Source organism: Paenibacillus sp. D2_2, assembly GCF_031199965.1.
Lineage (GTDB): Bacteria > Bacillota > Bacilli > Paenibacillales > Paenibacillaceae > Fontibacillus.
The window spans coordinates 280,485-297,978 of record NZ_CP133605.1 but is presented as its reverse complement, the minus strand read 5'-3'; the positions used below and the strand labels follow the sequence as shown (position 1 = coordinate 297,978).

13 protein-coding genes and 4 pseudogenes are annotated in these 17,494 nt (G+C 46.8%); 5 read left to right on the top strand and 12 right to left on the bottom strand.

Annotated features, from left to right (window positions below):
• Positions 1-17 precede the first annotated feature (17 nt).
• From RE628_RS01475 to RE628_RS01465, 3 genes and pseudogenes are all read right to left on the bottom strand, one after another.
• Positions 18-820, bottom strand: a pseudogene (locus RE628_RS01475) (TPM domain-containing protein).
• Positions 753-1,847: a TFIIB-type zinc ribbon-containing protein gene (locus RE628_RS01470; RefSeq protein WP_309157071.1), complete on the bottom strand. Its 1,095-nt coding sequence runs from the start codon at positions 1,845-1,847 to the stop codon at positions 753-755. Before RE628_RS01470 ends, RE628_RS01475 begins: the two are co-directional and overlap by 68 nt.
• A gap of 40 nt (positions 1,848-1,887) precedes the next feature.
• Entirely contained in the window at positions 1,888-2,475 is a 588-nt protein-coding gene (locus tag RE628_RS01465) for a PspA/IM30 family protein (protein WP_309157070.1), read from the bottom strand.
• Between the two features lie 176 nt (positions 2,476-2,651).
• Between RE628_RS01465 and RE628_RS01460 the strand changes: the two genes are divergently transcribed.
• The 5 genes and pseudogenes from RE628_RS01460 (at position 2,652) to RE628_RS01440 (ending at position 9,601) form a co-directional block, all read left to right on the top strand.
• Positions 2,652-3,560 carry an AraC family transcriptional regulator gene (locus RE628_RS01460; RefSeq protein ID WP_309157069.1) on the top strand — a complete coding sequence of 303 codons (909 nt, stop codon included), beginning with the start codon at positions 2,652-2,654 and terminating at the stop codon, positions 3,558-3,560.
• 129 nt (positions 3,561-3,689) lie between these two features.
• Positions 3,690-5,519: a class I mannose-6-phosphate isomerase gene (locus RE628_RS01455; protein ID WP_309157068.1), complete on the top strand. Its 1,830-nt coding sequence runs from the start codon at positions 3,690-3,692 to the stop codon at positions 5,517-5,519.
• Positions 5,509-6,429 carry an ROK family protein gene (locus RE628_RS01450; RefSeq protein ID WP_309157067.1) on the top strand — a complete coding sequence of 307 codons (921 nt, stop codon included), beginning with the start codon at positions 5,509-5,511 and terminating at the stop codon, positions 6,427-6,429. The genes RE628_RS01455 and RE628_RS01450 overlap by 11 nt, the downstream gene beginning before the upstream one ends.
• Before the next feature lie 92 nt (positions 6,430-6,521).
• Complete coding sequence (locus RE628_RS01445; protein WP_309157066.1) at positions 6,522-8,969, top strand: glycoside hydrolase family 38 N-terminal domain-containing protein; 2,448 nt, start codon at positions 6,522-6,524, stop codon at positions 8,967-8,969.
• Positions 8,970-9,053: 84 nt separating this feature from the next.
• Positions 9,054-9,601, top strand: a pseudogene (locus RE628_RS01440) (flavodoxin family protein).
• A gap of 80 nt (positions 9,602-9,681) precedes the next feature.
• On the opposite strand, the gene RE628_RS29410 reads toward RE628_RS01440, so the two are convergent.
• The 9 genes and pseudogenes from RE628_RS29410 to RE628_RS01405 all read right to left on the bottom strand — a co-directional run bounded on the left by RE628_RS29410 (position 9,682) and on the right by RE628_RS01405 (position 17,304).
• Positions 9,682-9,996 carry an ABC transporter permease gene (locus tag RE628_RS29410; RefSeq protein ID WP_375143087.1) on the bottom strand — a complete coding sequence of 105 codons (315 nt, stop codon included), beginning with the start codon at positions 9,994-9,996 and terminating at the stop codon, positions 9,682-9,684.
• 177 nt (positions 9,997-10,173) lie between these two features.
• Positions 10,174-10,464: pseudogene (locus RE628_RS29405) on the bottom strand (ABC transporter permease); the annotation flags it as partial.
• A gap of 139 nt (positions 10,465-10,603) precedes the next feature.
• Positions 10,604-10,807, bottom strand: coding sequence for an ABC transporter permease (locus RE628_RS29400; protein ID WP_375143028.1), 204 nt, complete (start codon positions 10,805-10,807; stop codon positions 10,604-10,606).
• Between the two features lie 67 nt (positions 10,808-10,874).
• Entirely contained in the window at positions 10,875-11,564 is a 690-nt protein-coding gene (locus RE628_RS01430; protein ID WP_309157065.1) for an ABC transporter ATP-binding protein, read from the bottom strand.
• Positions 11,561-12,631, bottom strand: a complete 1,071-nt coding sequence (locus RE628_RS01425; protein ID WP_309157063.1) for an efflux RND transporter periplasmic adaptor subunit — start codon at positions 12,629-12,631, stop codon at positions 11,561-11,563. The genes RE628_RS01430 and RE628_RS01425 overlap by 4 nt, the downstream gene beginning before the upstream one ends.
• A gap of 16 nt (positions 12,632-12,647) precedes the next feature.
• Positions 12,648-13,289 (bottom strand): YIP1 family protein, encoded by a 642-nt coding sequence (locus RE628_RS01420; RefSeq protein WP_309157061.1) that lies wholly within the window; start codon positions 13,287-13,289, stop codon positions 12,648-12,650.
• A 392-nt stretch (positions 13,290-13,681) separates the two neighbouring features.
• A complete protein-coding gene (locus tag RE628_RS01415) occupies positions 13,682-15,043 on the bottom strand; it encodes a glycoside hydrolase family 3 C-terminal domain-containing protein (protein WP_309157059.1) in 1,362 nt (453 codons plus the stop codon).
• Between the two features lie 17 nt (positions 15,044-15,060).
• Complete coding sequence (locus RE628_RS01410; protein ID WP_309157057.1) at positions 15,061-15,939, bottom strand: glycoside hydrolase family 3 protein; 879 nt, start codon at positions 15,937-15,939, stop codon at positions 15,061-15,063.
• 130 nt (positions 15,940-16,069) lie between these two features.
• Positions 16,070-17,304, bottom strand: a pseudogene (locus RE628_RS01405) (PTS sugar transporter subunit IIC).
• Positions 17,305-17,494 lie beyond the last annotated feature (190 nt).

The following is a 17,494-nucleotide window of genomic DNA, read 5'->3' as shown; positions in this document are numbered from 1 at the left end:
TTGAACTTCCTCTTATATTAGAACGAGCCTCTGCTGCCGCTATGTGAGTGACCCCGCCGGTAATTCCTCCACCGCCACCGCCGCCGGAGCTAGAGCTGCCGGAGCTCTTTTCGATCTTTTGCTTCGTGACCGTAGTCCGGATGTACTGATCCTGCTTGCCAACGATCCCTGAAGTGCTGGCATCCTCATAGGTGTGCCGGTTCACGGTGACGCGTCCGCCAGTGCGAGCAGCCATAACCCCAACTACCAAGGCTCCGATCACCAACGCCCCGCCCAATTGGAACCAGATACTAAACAGAATATTGTCCGGGTTCACTCCAGGCTTGAAGCCCATATATTTATAGGATGTCTTGATATACTCCTCGAATCCCTGTTTATAATCACCTTGTGAGAGATACGATGTAATCTTGTTGCGGATCTTATCCAACCTACCATCATCCAGATACTCCTTAGCTTTATAGAATCCGGCTAAATACACTTCGTGATTCCTCATATCTAATGTCAGAAGGACCGCATTGCCATGTGGCTTATCATATCCGGGCGCCTGATTATCATAGAAATTTTCCGTAATCGCGACGACGTCCAGGTTCTGATCATTGTTCGTCGTAATAATTATGATATCGGTGTCTCTTTTGACCCCGTATTCATTAGCCATCTTATTCAGTTCGAGGTAATCGTCCTCCGTAAGAAGATTCGCCTTATCATAGATCAACTTCTTATTTTCTGTAGCTGCTGCAGCGAATGGAGCAGGGCTAATTAGATAACCTACTAGAAGCAGCAATATAGCTGTCAAACCTAGTAATGCACCTTTTCTTTTCACAGGAACCCTCCTCCATCGCCCATGAGATGATCTTGAGTGACAGAAATGAGACGCTAGCAATCCCAGCGAACCATGCCGCCATCTTCCCCATACTAAGCGGAGGCTTGCCTACCACTTTGCCCGTCTGGCCGTTCATCGCGAAGGTATAGCTCTTCCGGTTGTAGTCATATTGGAACATCCATACCGGTACCATGCAGTACTCTGCGTTCATCACCTTCGTATCAATCTGCTTATCAGTAAACAGGAAGGTCGAATATCCCGATACCGATGATGAGATCGATTCCTCGATATAACTCCTGATCTTATCTTTGGCCCGCGGCAACAGTTCTGAATCCGTATAACTGTACTTCTCCGCAACATAACCGGCCAGATATGGGGTCTTAAAGTTCCGTAACTGATCATAAGGGAAAGGCTCTAGCCGATCCATCAGCCCATCATCCATCTTCTTCGACGAGTCAATCGGCACGCGCAGATAGTTCAGATGAAGGCCCCTATAGATATTAAAATGCTGCGTTTCCGTATAGCGGTAATCTCCCCTGGTGTAAGTTCGCACTATCGTGGCATGCCCATGTGCATCCACTTTATTATGTAATTCATACAACCAGAACGGGACATACACTCCTGTCATCCCTTTGATCCGATTCGCAGCCATAAATCCGCTCGGAGTCAGTCGACCATTCCTGCACCACTTCTTAAAAGCCTGCGTCGCCTGCTCCTTACTGATCGAGAAAGGAATGATTAGCGATGGAGCTAGCTTCCCACTCAAGCGATCGCCGAGAACAACCGCCGAACCGCAGAAGTTACACATAGTGGCCGCCGTCTCCACATCAGCGATAATGACCGCACCGCAGCTCGTGCAATGATACTCCTGCACTTCATCTGACGAGAAGGCCTGCTGGCTAAGAGGGTCTTGGTACTGCTCGATATTATCCTGTCTGCCACAGCTATGGCAGGTAAGTGTCCCCTTCTCCGAATCGAAGACCATACCGCTGCCGCAATTCGGACACTTATACTCAATAACGTTCATCTGCTCACCTCAATGACATTAAAAATAGCAAAAACATCTGTTACTTGTTATCCAGATCATTCTCCCGATCTGCTCGAAGCTCAGCCAACGCCTCCGCCTCGTGGATCGCCTGTGTCATCCGTTCTTCAATCTCTCTGAACGAGGCCTGACCCGAAGATTGGCCGTCTGAATTCATCCCTTGTTGGAGCCTGGCCTCCGCCAGCTTCCCCTTCAGCTCAATCCGTCTATGCTCCAGCTCTGCCAGATCAGCTATCAGCTTATCCTGCACTTGCTTCATGCCGACAGCCTTAGAAGAAGCTAGATTGTAGGCAGTCTGAAGGTCACTTAACCTCTCAACATGTTTGGCTTGTTGGTCCAGAAAATTCTGTGCCTGATCCTCATTTCCTGCCTCTACCGATTTATCTGCATACCTCTGCATTTTCCTGATCTCGCTACTACACTCGTCCAGCGCCGTCTTTGCCCTTCGCTCTTCCGCAAGTAGGGAAGCTGTCTCAGCTTTAACCTTGCCCAGGTCGCTGCTCAAGCTGCGCAAATACTCGTCAATCGCCTTCTCCGGATCATTTGCCTGGTCCTTGTAAGAGTTCGCATTGGCCCTTGTTATATTCTTCATCCTTGAAAAAATCCCCACCGCTAAGCACTCCCTTCCCAGAAGTCCATCTTTCCATATAATACAGCAATTCTAGGCAAAAGGTTTCATTTAGGTGACATAATTTCAACATACCTTGGTGAAGTCAGAACATATTTGCTAGAATCAAAAATAATACATAGTTTATTATACTTTATGTTTAATCGGAGGAATTCATCATGTCTTATGAAGCCTTCAGAAGAGCAAATGCCCTTCTCAATCAACAAATCACGCAAATTAGCGGAGATCAGGCGTCATTCCGAATTCATTATTGGGGATTCATGCCCTTTCATTTTAATAACTCTCCACATCGGCACTCTTTTTTCGAAATCTGCTACGTGCTTGAGGGTTCAGGTGAATACACAGACGATGGCGTCGATTATCCATTGCAGGCTGGAACCCTGTTCTGTTCAAAGCCCGGGGTATGGCATCAAATTCGCAGTGAACAGGGCCTTGCCTTGTTCTTCGTAGCTTTTGAAGTCAATGAATCGCAGACCTCCGAGGCTTATACGAGAGGCTTCCGCAGCATAGCTCACCATGGCAAGATTGTCGCAGACCCGGAAGACTCCCAGATCACAGCGCAGATTTGGCAGACAATTCTAGGCCTGATCGAGAGTGCACAGCCCATCCCTAGAGATATGCTGCAGCACCTTGTTCTCTCTCTGCTTCTTTCCTTCCTGCATGGTCTCTCTTCTACGCCGAATTTAAGTGGTGATGCCTTAAATGAGGACACCGAGGAGCACCGCCAGTTGAGACGAGCCAAGCTATATATAGAAGATAATCTCTCTTCACCTCTACGAATTGAACAAGTCTCTCAAGAGCTGGGGATTTCCTCGCGGCACTTATCAAGACTGTTTCACACCCAGCTAGGTCAAACCTTTGTGCATTATGTACAGGAACGTAGAGTACAGAAGGCCAAAGACTGGCTGCTTAACAGTGACATTGCCATTAAGGATATCGCCGAACGTACTGGATTTGAATCTGTCCATTATTTTACCCGTGTATTTACAAGAAAGCTGGGCGTTGCCCCTGCCAAGTTCCGAAAGGCTCAATTTACAGATGGGCGGCAAAACAGGAAACAGACATAACTCGATCCTCCCCCAGCCGCTCTCCCCATAATGTCCGAATTGTACAAAAAACAGGAGCCTGTTTCTAAAGATTTACGCCTTAAATCTTCTTACAATGAAGCTAATCATTTGTATAGGAGTGTGGCTTGAATGTTTGAGAAAAGGCCTGTCAACCCCGTTCGCTATCATCCGATCCGACCTGATTCAGCGGTACCTTATGCTAAGGCAGGTTTGCAGCAAGGGTATGGGACGATATTCGCACCATTAATCTCTCTAGCCGAACAGGACCACCCTAGCCTCATTCGCATCGCTCTTGATGGGACTCATGGAGCCCATTTCCAGCCGGTTCTGCAAAGCATGGTAGAAGCAATTAAGAAACAGGGATACTCCACTCTCGTCATGGAAACCAGCAGCTTTATCAAAACAAGTGAAGAGCTGCGTCAGCATTTTGGGCAGAATATTACGGATAACCGCGCATTCGGTTATTTCACGAAAGGGACGATTGAAGATTATTTTCGACCCAATGCCAAGCATGAAGCCGCAAGTACCCTACATGATGCGACCACAGCTACCAGGCCCTCCAGGCTTCCGCTCTGTGTCATCACGTGTGGTCCAGGCGCTTATTGGCTAGGCGACAGCAATTTCGACATTACCTACTTCTTGGATGTCTCACGTGAGAATCAGCAAATCGGATACAAGCAGCAGTTGCTGAATTTTGGATTCAATTGGAACGAAGATGACACAGAGAAGTACAAAATATCTCTGTTTGTGGAATGGCCTATTTTTGAGACCTATCGCAAGCAAATTCTGAACGCTGTCCACTACTACATCGATATGAATCAACCTAATGCTCCCGTGATGACCACAACCTGTACGCTTCGTCAAATGATCTCCAGTATCGCTCAAGCACCTATGCGCGTGAAACCGTTCTTTGCTCCGGGGGTTTGGGGTGGTCAATTTCTCAAAGAATTCGCCGACCTACCCGCCGATTGGGCTAACTGCGCATGGAGCTTTGAACCGATTGCTCCAGAGAACTCTATCATTATGGAATATGAAGGCAAGCAGATTGAAATTCCCTTTCTCCTTGTCATGCATTATGAACATGTCTCGATTCTCGGAGAACGGCTCGTTAAGCTATTTGGCGATTATTTCCCGATTCGCTTTGACTATTTGGATACGATGGATGGCAGTAACCTATCCTGTCAGGTTCATCCGAATCAGGAATACATTCGTAACCAGTTCAACGAGTTCATGGCGCAGCAGGAATCCTATTATATTATGGAGAACAAGGGCAACTCCGAGGTGTACCTGGGGCTGACGGAGCCATGTACCAAGGAAGGTTTCTATACTGCCGTACAGACCGCTCAAGATACCGGAGTCCCGATTGAAATAACGGATTATATTAATTCCTATCCTGCGAAGAAGGGTGATCTCTACCTCATCCCAACCGGAACAGTACATGCATCAGGTAAGGATAATCTAGTGCTTGAAATCTCATCCACCACATGGTGGTTCACCTTCAAAATCTATGATTATCTACGTCAGGGCTTAGATGGAAAACCACGTCCTATTAACATCGATCATGCGTTTGAGAATATCGACTTCTTCAAGAAGACCAAGTGGGTTGAGGAACATCTCATTCCACTCCCTACCCTGCTACAGTCGCAAGGTGAGAATGAGGAGTATTTATTAGGTCAGCATGATGATCTACTGTTCTATGTCCATCGGGTGCACTTGCATACTACTTGGGAGGATAACACAAACGCTGAAATGGTGATGTACAATCTCGTCGAGGGCGAACAGGTGCGGATCATATCATGCGCGGATGAGTCTATTTATGTAGAGTTTAAATATGCCGAATCCTATATTCTACCTGCCAACTTCGGAGCTTACCGAATCGTAAATCTTGGTAGTGGACCATGTAAACTCATCAAAGCGGGTGTATCCAAAACCTGGGATGTGAGCCTCATTGAAGCGTAATATCGTTATCGCGCTTGATGTAGGAGGAACATTTATCAAAAGCTGCATCATGCTGAACCATGTCCCTATCCCCGCTAGCCAGAAGGAATTCCCTTCGTTAGCAGACCAAGATAAAGAGACGATTATTGAGCAATTTATTCATATTTTTAAATACCAAGTAGATTTTTACCATTCACAATTCATTGAACAAGACAGCCATTGGCATATCGGTTTGGCTTTTCCCGGCCCTTTCGATTACGAGCAAGGAATTTGTTACATTCAGGGGCTGGAGAAATTCGAATCACTTTACGGATTTAATGTCAAAAGGGCCTTCTATGAACGGCTTGCACAAGAACAAGGTTCATGGGTGAGACCGCTTCAATCGGCAGAAATTAGGTTTGAGAATGATGCCAGACTATTTGCGCTAGGCTTCAGCACGAATTATCCGCAGGATCGCTTCATTGCGCTAACTTTAGGTACCGGGCTAGGTTCTGCTTTTATCGACAAATCAACCATTATTGATCATTTCGTGGGTATTCCGGCTAACGGCTGGCTGTACAATCAGCCCTACCGTGATGGAATCATTGATGATGCTTTCTCCAAGCGCGGTATCCTTCAGCTTGCCCACAGCCTGGGGGTGATGAATCACGATCTCGACGTGAAAGAACTGGCTGAAGACGCTATAGCCGGTGATGTATTATCCAGAGAGGTTTTTACGGAGTTTGGCACTCGCCTTGCAGACATGCTCATTCCGTACATTCAGGCATTCCAACCAAATCTTCTCGTATTCGGAGGGCAACTCTCAAAGAGCTTTCATTTATTCAGTGCCGCTCTTCAAGGCTTCGCTGATCTGCATCAAATTCAAATACACACTTCAGAGCGGATGCTAGAAAACACATTCCTAGGTATTTCACATATGTTCCGCTTTTGATCACGAGGTATTTCGGGAAGCAACTCGACATCGAATCTTGAATTCAGCCGGTTGAACCAGCTTTTGATCACGAACTTAAAGGAGAGATCTACATGCCAAGTCAAAAACCATGGAAAATTTACGCCATACATCATTCTCATACCGATGTCGGCTATACAGAACGTCAAGAGAAAATCCAGCAATACCATATAAATTTCATACGTCAGGCCCTGCAGATTTTGCGTGAAATCCAATCAGGTCGCCATCCAGAATGGGCAGGCTTTAAGTGGGTATGTGAGACATTTTGGCCGATTGAGTCCTTTATGGGAAGAGCCAGCGAGCAAGAAAAGGCTGAATTTGCCGAAGCCGTTCGCCGCGGTGAGATTGGACTATCAGGGACTTACCTCAATATGAGCGAGTTGATGAACAAAGAACTGCTAGAGTCGATGATCGGGCGCATTCAAAGCTATGGGAATTCTATAGAAGCTCCAGTGACATCCGCTATGACTGCGGATATTACCGGATTTAGCTGGGGATATGGCCAAGTCTTGCTTGATGCGGGCATTCAGAACTTGGTCACCTGCATTCATACGCATCATTCTATGTATCCGCTATGGAAGAAACAGCAGCCCTTTTGGTGGGAGATGCCAAGCGGTGAACGGCTGCTAGCATGGAATGGTGAACACTATATGTTCGGCAATGATTTAGGACTCATCCCGGGAATTGGCGGCTCCTATACAATCAAGGATGAACTAGATACTAGCCAAGGCGTTACCTTCGAGATCGCGGAGACGAGAATACAGCGTTATATTAATCGCTTAGAGCAAGATGGCTATTCATTCCACTTTGCACCGGTTATGTTCTCCGGCTTGCCGACGGACAATGGCTCACCTAATCCACAGATCATGGAGTTCATTCAGCAGTGGAATGCCAAGCATGGGGAACAGATCATGATCGTATCTTCGACCTTAGAGGACTTCTTCACGGAAGTCCGTGAACATGCTGCAAGCTATCCCGAGGATATCCCTGTCCATCGCGGTGACTGGCCGGACTGGTGGACAGATGGTACGGGCTCGACGCCTAAGCATGTGCAGGTATACCGCGAAGCTGTGCGTGCGTATCACAAGGTGAAAAGATTAGATCCTCATTGCGAGATCGTATCCCCTGATTCCATTAAGGATATAGAGTATCAACTCACGTTATTTGCAGAGCATACCTGGGGCTATCATTCCTCAGTCACCGAACCGTGGAATCCATTTGTTCAGGAATTAGGCGTGCGTAAAGAGGCTTTCGCGGCAAATGCGAGCACTGCTGCACATCGCGCGCTCTATGACATTCTTGAGCATAAGGGGGATGCACTTCTATCCCCAAATCGGCCGATGAAATTTAAACTATCTAATCCATTCGACTTCGTTCAGGAGGATTTCGCCCATCTTATTATGGAGGGTTGGCACTACAGCCTAATTAAAGATGGATTTGAGGTGCGTGATGTAGACAGTGGCGAATTGTACCCTTCTCAGCTCAGACTTGCCTCGCGCGGTGTAATTGTAAGTATTCCAGTTACACTTCAGGCAGGCGAAGAGAAGATCGTCCATATTCAAGCCGTTAAATCCACCGAAGTTAGAACGGCGTATCGCAACGACTATGTCGGATCGGACCGAATGATGGATCTGGATGTGACAAGCAACGCGCGGGCATTCAAGGTGACATCAACCTATATTGACACCCCATTCGTCCACATCAAATGGGCCAAAGGAGACGGCATTACCTCTTGGGTCGATAAACGCATGAACAAGGAAATGCTGCGGCAGGATCGCAATCACCATGCCTTTACACCCGTTTATGACGTGACCCGAGCAGCTAAGGTTGAGGATCAGTACGAAGTGCGACGCAAAATGGGCCGCAACCGTAAAGGCCCTGATGCGGTTACTTCAACGGGTATTCTAACAAAAGCAGAGGTTATTGCAGAAGGTGATGTGTATGGTACCGTTGAATTGACATTCGAGGTAGCAGGCTGCTCTCATTATTCATTGTTTGTTACCGCTTATGCCAAGCATCCTCGGGTTGATGTAGCGGTTCGTATCCATAAAGACAGCGTATGGGATCCGGAGAACTTGTATATCTCTCTTCCTTTCGGAAGCCCAATAATGAATGAAGCTGAGGAATTATGGATCGATAAAATGGATGCACTGACACGTCCACGCAAAGATCAATTAACAGGCAGCTTGGCGGATTACTACTGCGTAGGCGAAGGTGCAGCTTATGTATCAGCTCACAATGGTACCGTGATTGCCATGCCAGATACGCCACTCATTCAACTTGGTTCGTTGAATCATGAGTTTCGTCTACTTAATGGCGATACCAAGCTACAGCAAGACCCAGGACATTTATATGCTTGGCCGATGAATAATTATTGGGAGACCAACTTTGCAGCCACTTTGGGCGGATTCTATGAATTCCGATATCTCGTTGCCTGGGGAGAGCAATATCAGACTGCTAAAGCCGCCATGGATGCGTGCCGCAGCATGAACGCTGGTATTCTGACCTGGAGGGTTCATTAAATTTTGAATGGAGCTCATTGATTCCGTATTATTTGATGATAATAATAGCAGCAAGTCTAAATTCGATATGGGAGTCGTTAATAAATGAAAATAGCAGTCCTGTACGGAGGAACTCGAGACCAAGGTAACACCGAACTGCTTACTGAGAAGGTAATTCACAATCTGGACGTGGATAAGATCTATTTGAAGGATCATACGATTGTGCCTCTAGTGGATCAGCGCCATAATGAGGGCGGATTCCTTGAAATTAACGATGACTATAACTCGGTTATCGATCGGATTATGGATGCGGATACTCTCATATTCGCCACGCCCATTTATTGGTACAGCATGTCAGGAACGATGAAGCTGTTCATTGATCGCTGGTCGCAGACATTACGAGATCAAGAATACTCCAATTTCAAAGATACCATGTCCTCGAAAGAAGCCTATGTCATCGTAGTTGGAGGAGATAATCCCTATATAAAGGGACTGCCTCTAATCCAGCAGTTCCAATATATCTTCGACTTCATGGGGATATCCTTCGCGGGGTATGTTATTGGTGAGGGAAATAAGCCGGGGACATTATGGAAGATACTGAAGCATTATTCGCCGCCGAACAAATTCAGAAAACTCTTAGTAACAGCAAATAACTGTTGAATGTCCCCTGATCCAGAGTCATATGACGAAGATCAGGGGACATTCATATAAACCTGCCATTATGCATGATTCCCTATTCATACCGTAGCGACTCGATCGGATGCAGCTTGGACGCTTTATTGGCCGGGTAAAGGCCGAAGAAGATGCCCACTGCAGCTGAGAAGCCAAAGGCTAGTGCCATCGCCCAAATACTAATGACGAATGGCCAACCGGTGATCATGGCGAACACGAAGGCGATTAGCAGCCCCAACAGTGCTCCGAGCGCCCCGCCGATAAAGGATAATATGACCGCCTCAATCATAAATTGCACCATAATTGTCCCCGGTGTAGCGCCGATCGCTTTGCGAATTCCAATCTCCCTCGTACGTTCCGTCACCGATACCAGCATAATGTTCATGACCCCGATACCGCCAACCAGCAAGGAGATACCCGCTATGGAACCAATGATCGTCTGCAAAATACTAAAGGTACTAGACACCATCTGCTCGGCTTCTTTCCCTGTCTGAGATAAATATTGCCCGACATTGGTATTCTTCTTCTTGGCGAACCACGTCTTAACATCCTTCACGGTCTGATCCATGTGATCCGGTGATGAGGCGAGAACTTCGATAACACCCAGACGTATATTATCCCCGTCATCACCCCGAGGCATGGTGGTAATGGGAGCATAGCTCGAATAACGTTCTCCCTCCATCCCGCTCAGAATGCTCTCCTGCGGCTTGTACACACCAATAATGCGATAAGTTCCCATCGTACTAACGAGTTTTCTCCCCACCGCTCCTGCTTCTGAACCGAATGCTTTCGTCGCATATTTACTGTCCACAATAATAACCTTCTGACGGCCTCTCTCTTCTTGAGCGTTAAAAAACGGCTGGCCACAATATCGAGATTCATCATTTTCGTCATGTCCGACTTCGTCGCAGTGATGGAGAACCGAAGATTCTCATTCTTCAGCTTCGTTGTCATCGAATAAGTGACCGATGAAGACACATACCTTACCCGGGCAGCTTGGCAACCTCGTTCAAATCCCTAAGGCGAATCTCCACATCCGCCCCAGCTGAACCGCTGGAATAATTGTTATAGATGACAAAATATCCATCCTTATAGTTCGATACGGTGGAAATTATCGATTTCTGGCCAGCCTGTCCGATTGATACCACGGTAACAACAGCAGCAACCCCGAACACAATCCCGATCATTGTCAAAAAGAACGCAGCTTATTGATTCGAAGATTGTCTAGTGCGATAAGGATACTCTCCCAGATACTCATGGACGTACACTTCCTTTGCGCGTATCCTTGAGCAGCTTGCCATCGCCGAAGAGAAGCACACGGTCAGCGTGTTCAGCGATATCTGGCTCATGAGTGACAAGTACGATCGTTGTCCCTTCCGCATGAATTTGCTTAAATAAATCCATAATCTCATAGGATGATTTCGTATCCAGATTTCCAGTCGGTTCATCGGCTAATAGAATCGGCGCCTTCATCGTTAAGGCACGGGCAATGGCGACGCGCTGCTTCTGTCCACCGGAGAGCTCGGTCGGACGATGCTTCACGCGGTCCGCCAGGCCAACCTTAGCCAACAGCTCCATCGCTCTCTCATTTCTGGTCTCCCGGGGAATACCTGCATACATCATTGGGAGCATGACATTTTGCAGAACCGTCTGCCGTCCGAGCAGGTTGAAGCTCTGAAACACAAAGCCAATCTTCTGGTTCCGTACTCTGGACAGCTGGTCTTCATTCAGTGTATGAACTTCCTGACCATCCAGACTGTAGGTGCCAGATGTGGGAACATCAAGACAACCGATAATATTCATCAACGTGGACTTACCGGAACCCGAAGAACCCATAATAGCTACGAATTCACCACGTTCTACCTGTAAGGTGATCGGGCTGAGTGCTTGAACTTCGAGGGGACCGTTTTTGTAAATCTTGGTAATATCCGTTAGAGTAATCATTCGACCTTCACCTTATCGCCATCCCGAAGCTGATCTGCGCCTCCCACGACAACTCGGTCTCCCTTGGCGACCCCTGCAGTGATTTCGACTTGTTCGTCACCCTCTTTACCGATCTTTACGATTGACTTGACGGCTTTATCTTCCTCAATCTTAAATACGTAGGCTTCCTCGCCTTCATATTTCACAGCTTCGATCGGAACAAGAATACGAGGCTTGTCCGGTATTTCCATCTCGATGGCCACATTATAACCGGGACGTAGCTCCGCGGCTTTATCTGTAAGTGTAACCTCCATTTCAACCGAGGCATCCTTGGAGGTCACATCATTCAACACGGCGGTCGGGGATAGATAAGTAACTTCTCCATGATATGTACCCGAGATCGATTCACCGGTTACGACTGCCTTCATCCCCATGGTTACCTTACCTGCATCAAGCTCAGTTAGATTAGCCTTAACCTTAAAGGAGGACAGATCGGCTAATGTTACGAATGGACTGCCCTCAGCCATAAGCTGCCCCTCTTTGACGGATACCTGTGTCACTATACCGCTTGCTGTCGCATATACCGTGCTGTTATTTAACTGCTGCTCCAAAGAAGTTATCGTCAATTGGCTGCTGCGAATTCTCAGATCGTAGGAGGTTAAGTCCAATTCTTCGACTGTCTGCTCAGGGTCCTCCGTCACTTGCTGCTTGAATTTCGCAAAATGCTGCTTCTTAGCGGCAAGTCTATCTGCTTCTGTAAGCTCCAAATTGATCTTTTCCTTCTCCAGCTGATCCTTCACGCTATCCATCTTAAGCGTCAGCAGTGGTTGGCCTTCGGCCACGGTGTCGCCCTCTTTTACCTTAAGCGTTTGTACTACACCGCCAACAGGTGTGAACATCTCAACCGATTTTATTGGCTCCAGCCTACCATTCGTGTAGATTTGCTCAATGATCTTACCTTCCGTAACCTCATCCACTTTTACACTTTGTGTCCGATTTAACCCTTTTAAATTGACCATGACAAGTACGACGAGGACAATGCCCAATATAACGCCCCATACCCATTTCTTCTTAAACAAATCCCTCACTCCCATCCTCTATCTATCATTTAACCAGCAGCAATGAACCGAATGAAATAATTAACCAAAAAATAATGATCCACACAGCAACCTGTTTCTTAGGACGGTTCATCATTACAGAAGCGCCAATGATATATAGGATCAAAGTCCAAATACCAAATGGATTAATGACAGATAAGGCCTTGTACAGGAAACTACCTTTATCCTGAACGAACGCCCCTAAGCTGATCGATATATCTGTTAAAGTCTGAGCATTCGCAACCTTAAGCAGAACCCCTGTTAATATCCCGTTAATCATCCCAGGTAAAGCAGCAAAAGCCGCAACTGTAACCAATTGCATATATTTTGCTTCACCACGAACAATCAAGTTCAGCAGCATGAACAGAAGGCCACCAAGGAACATCAGCAATGCTACAGAGAAAGCAGCCATTACATAGCTAGTTATCCTGCTTACAGCAAGAACGGCATCATAAGAATCAGAAGAAAGCTGAGGATTACTCTTCAGACCATTAAGCACAGTTTGTTCTAAAATCGGCATTTGCAGATAAATAACTAGACACGATAGTACCATTAACACAATCATGCATGTCAGCCAAGCCAGCTTACTGCTTTTAAGTCTTTGAAAGGTACTTTCCGGCGATACAAAAATCGTAAACAGTTCTTTCAAACAAATCCCTCCTAATGGCTAATTGTTCATTGCTTGTAGTCGCTGTATGTATGTATTCGTTACATCGTTACTATATGTACGATAATACCATTCATGGGGATTCATGTATTGGATATTTTTCTCACAACTAATATGTGGACGATTAGGTTCTTACGGTTGCGACAGCGGTTATTACAGGGAATAGTCGCTTTTGAAATTCTACGGTTGTGGTTGACGTTATTGAGGCAAATATAGAGAGTAAGCAACTATCGGACTACATGACCGGACAAATAAAACACCTCCAGAGCTGCCCTTATTTCTAATAAAATAAAGGATATTCTCATGGAGGTGTTTCAATTTATACGATGAGATCTGGCTCAGAGCATCAAAGCCCTGTAATAGCTTATTGCTTATTACTGTTCAAATTTCGCGATCATCTCTGCGATCACATCGTCCGGCGAACGATCGACTAACCAGGTCTGGCCAAACATCTGGAAGACCTTAATGGCCGGGAAATCGCCCCAGAAGCCGATGAACACTTCGTCTAGGACCACTTGCTCGCTAACATGCTTGTTCATCTCCGCAAGGTAAGCCTCAAAGATGCTCTTTGCCTTCGGCGTGCTGATCCAGTCGTTGAGCAGGCTGAACTTATGGAAGGAAATTGGCTCAAGACCGAAGTCGCAATAGACACGCTCACGCAAGCGAATATCTCGGGAAGAGCTGCCGACTACAATCTGGAAGTACCCTGTCTCAGCAACCCATTTATTATATTTCGTATTGTAGTAGGCGAAGTCGCGTTCCTCCAGCATGAAATGAACTTGTTGCTTCTCTCCAGGTGCGAGCTCAATCTTCGCAAATGCCTTGAGTTCCTTCTCCGGACGGCTCCACTTGGACTCTTCGTCGTGAACATAGAGCTGTACAACCTCTTTACCTGACATTGTCCCGGTGTTCTCGACAGTGAAAGTTACACTTACATTCCGATCTTGCTGGACGGCCTTCAAATCAGAGTAAGCAAATGTCGTATACGACAACCCGTGTCCGAATGAGAATTGCGGCACCAACTCCTTACGGTCATAGTAACGATATCCGATGTAGAGCCCTTCGCGATAGTAGAGCTTGCCGTTCTCACCGCGAATTCGCATATGCGATGGGTTGTCGGATAGTTTGACAGGAAAAGTCTCCGACAGTTTACCGGATGGATTAACACGTCCGAACAAAATATCAGCAATCGCCCGGCCACTGCCCTGGCCTGTCAGCCAAGAATGAAGCACGCCTGGTACATATTGAATCCAGGAGTTCATCGCCAGCGCTGATCCGCTGCTAGTCACGACAATACAATGCGGTTGAACCTCTGTTACTGCCTTGATAAGCTTCTGCTGATGAAGAGGCAATTCTATCGTCTCCAGATCATGCATTTCTGATTCGACATACTCCGGCTGACCGACGAACAGCACAGCAACGTCTGCGGATGCCGCGAGCGCAGCACTCTCCTGGATCATTTGCTCATCGATGCGGTCATCCTGCGGATATCCGTCGGCATAGACCAGTTCAACCTGATCGCCTACAATGTTCTGCAGTTCCTCCAACGGAATATCGACGCGTGTCGGTGTAACTCTCGCACTGCCTGCTCCCTGAATTCTTGGCTGCTTCGCAAATTTACCGATGACGGCCATTTTGGACATCTTCTCGGAATCAAGCGGCAGAATGCCATTGTCATTCTTCAGCAGCACAATACTCTCCGCCGCAGCTCGGCGAGCCAGTTCATGATAATCCACGTTCGCAGGAGTCGATTCTATATTTGCTTCCTTGACCTTGCGTACAAGCTCGAGAATACGACCGCAGATTTATTAACAACCGCTTCATCTAGCTTGCCTTCCTCAACCGCCTTCACAATCGCTTTCGTATTGTAGTAAGCCGGCCCTGGCATCTCAAGATCCAGACCTGCAGCCAGGCCGCGAATCCGGTCATTGACGGCAGTCCAGTCAGAGATCACAACTCCGTCATAGCCCCATTCCTCACGCAAAATATCGTTCAACAAGTGCTCGTTCTCACTCGTATAGGAACCGTTAAGCAGGTTGTAGGAACACATGATGGTCCATGGGTTGGCTTTTTTCACGATACGCTCGAAGGCAGCTAGATAAATCTCACGCAATGTCCGTTCATCGATCTCAGAGCTCGTGACGATCTTCTCAAATTCCTGATTGTTCCCAGCGAAGTGCTTCAAGGAACCGCCAACACCCTGGCTCTGCAATCCGTTCACGAAGGCGGCTCCAAGCTCGCCCGACAGACAAGGGTCCTCAGAATAATATTCGAAGTTCCGCCCACCAAGCGGGGTACGCTTCATGTTGATCCCTGGCCCTAAAAGCAGATCAACCTCCATCTCGCGTCCTTCCACCCCCAGAGCGACACCGAGTTCATGCAGCAGATCCGTGTTCCACGAAGAGCCGATCGCTGAACCCGTAGGATAACAGGTCGCAGGAATATTCTCCCCTGTAATGCCCATCTCTTCATTGCTGTTCGTCTTACGGATACCGTTCGTGCCATCATACATTTGAAGAGCTGGAATCCCGTGTTGTTCGAAGCCTTTTGTCATCCACATATTTAGTCCGGCACAAATGGCCGCTTTCTCTTCCAAAGTCATAGCTGCGAGTAGTTCTTGTGTTGGTCTCATAGTTCTCTCCCCTTATATCGATATTTTCCTCAATCCCTAGCTTCATCCAACCTGAAGCGTTTCAAAGAAACGCACATCGGAATCATAAGCTTCGGTGCCGAAAAATCGGTTTATGATCACGTATTTAGATTTATTCAGCCGCAAGCTGCTCCTTCTTAAGTTCTTGCTTGTCGTACACTTTGACGAACGGGAACCAGACGATGAACATCTGTAGCAACACGGCCACCAGAAGTAGGACGCCCTTGAATCCGGTCAAGATGTACGTGGAGATACCAATTGGTGTATACCAGAGCTGGAACACTTTACTTGGAATGTCCACCCACCCAAGATTAAGCACGATGTAGACGATAATCGGCGTAATGATACCGTTGATCCACATCGGAATCATCAGGATCGGGTTAAAAGCAACCGGGGCTCCGTAGATAACTGGCTCATTGATATTGAATAGAGAAGGTACAATCGTCGCTTTCCCGATCGATTTCAATTTCTTCGACTTCGCGAATAGGAACCAGACGATCAGTGGCAGAGTCGCCCGAGACCACCAACGCCGACCCAGCCGGAGAAGAACGTCTCGAATGTGTTGATATTGACCGGATCCAAGCCTCGAGCAACGAGCGAAGCATTCTGTTCAATCGCCGGAATCCAGATCGAGTAGAAGATTGGAGTCATCACCCACGGGCTGACACCGAAGGAATAGAGCAGAACTCCAATAAAGTTGAACAAGACAAAGCCAATCAGGCTCTGGCTAATCTTTTGCAGCGGATTGAAAATGTCTACAATCAGTGCGAACATATCAAAATGCAATTGGTAGGTCAGAACCCAGCCGATCACGAGAATAAGAGCAATTGGAACGAGGAAATCGAACCAATCCTTAATGAATTCAGGCAGTGTCGTATTTTTCTTGAAGAAAGAGAATCGATTAAAAATATTAAAAATAACAGCTACAAATGCACCCACCAAAAGAGCAGTAACCATCCCGGATGGCCCGAAGCGTTCAAGAACGAATTGTACCGTTCCATCGTCATTAATAGTGGGCTTAAGCAGCATCATGAACAAGGATAAGCCTGTTGCTCCAGCTATGAGCTTAATCTTGTCGTGGCCCTTCTTCTGCATGACAGTATATGGTGTCAGAAAAGCAATAAAGATTCCAAGCAATCCGAAGCTGAACGTCGTAATCGGCGACAAATCAGGCATGCCTGGGATGAAGTCATTCAGAATGGACACTAATGTTATCAATGAACCAATGAAGATCATCGGTAATGCCACCATAATCGCTTCCTGTATGGAATCGACCCAGACATTCTTCGTAAATGCTTCTAATCGTGGCGCGAAATTCTCTTCCATCCACTTCATTAGACGTTGCATTATGATTCCCCTATATTGTTAAGCTTGGTGTAAATCGCTTACATGCTTATTATAAACAAGCTCTGATAGCGCTTTCTTGTTGTTCCTTGTCTTAAGCAGGTACGTTTTTTGTTGTGTTAATAGTTCGATTTCTAGTCTGATATAAGCACGGCTAAGATATACAGCAAAAAACACCTCCTCATTCAAAAAG

Coding starts and splice junctions, on each gene's coding strand:
- RE628_RS01470 (WP_309157071.1), bottom strand. CDS start 1,847: ATGAACGTTATTGAGTATAAGTGTCCGAATTGCGGCAGCGGTATGGTC.
- RE628_RS01460 (WP_309157069.1), top strand. CDS start 2,652: ATGTCTTATGAAGCCTTCAGAAGAGCAAATGCCCTTCTCAATCAACAA.
- RE628_RS01455 (WP_309157068.1), top strand. CDS start 3,690: ATGTTTGAGAAAAGGCCTGTCAACCCCGTTCGCTATCATCCGATCCGA.
- RE628_RS01445 (WP_309157066.1), top strand. CDS start 6,522: ATGCCAAGTCAAAAACCATGGAAAATTTACGCCATACATCATTCTCAT.
- RE628_RS29410 (WP_375143087.1), bottom strand. CDS start 9,996: ATGCTGGTATCGGTGACGGAACGTACGAGGGAGATTGGAATTCGCAAA.
- RE628_RS29400 (WP_375143028.1), bottom strand. CDS start 10,807: ATGATCGGGATTGTGTTCGGGGTTGCTGCTGTTGTTACCGTGGTATCA.
- RE628_RS01430 (WP_309157065.1), bottom strand. CDS start 11,564: ATGATTACTCTAACGGATATTACCAAGATTTACAAAAACGGTCCCCTC.
- RE628_RS01410 (WP_309157057.1), bottom strand. CDS start 15,939: ATGAGACCAACACAAGAACTACTCGCAGCTATGACTTTGGAAGAGAAA.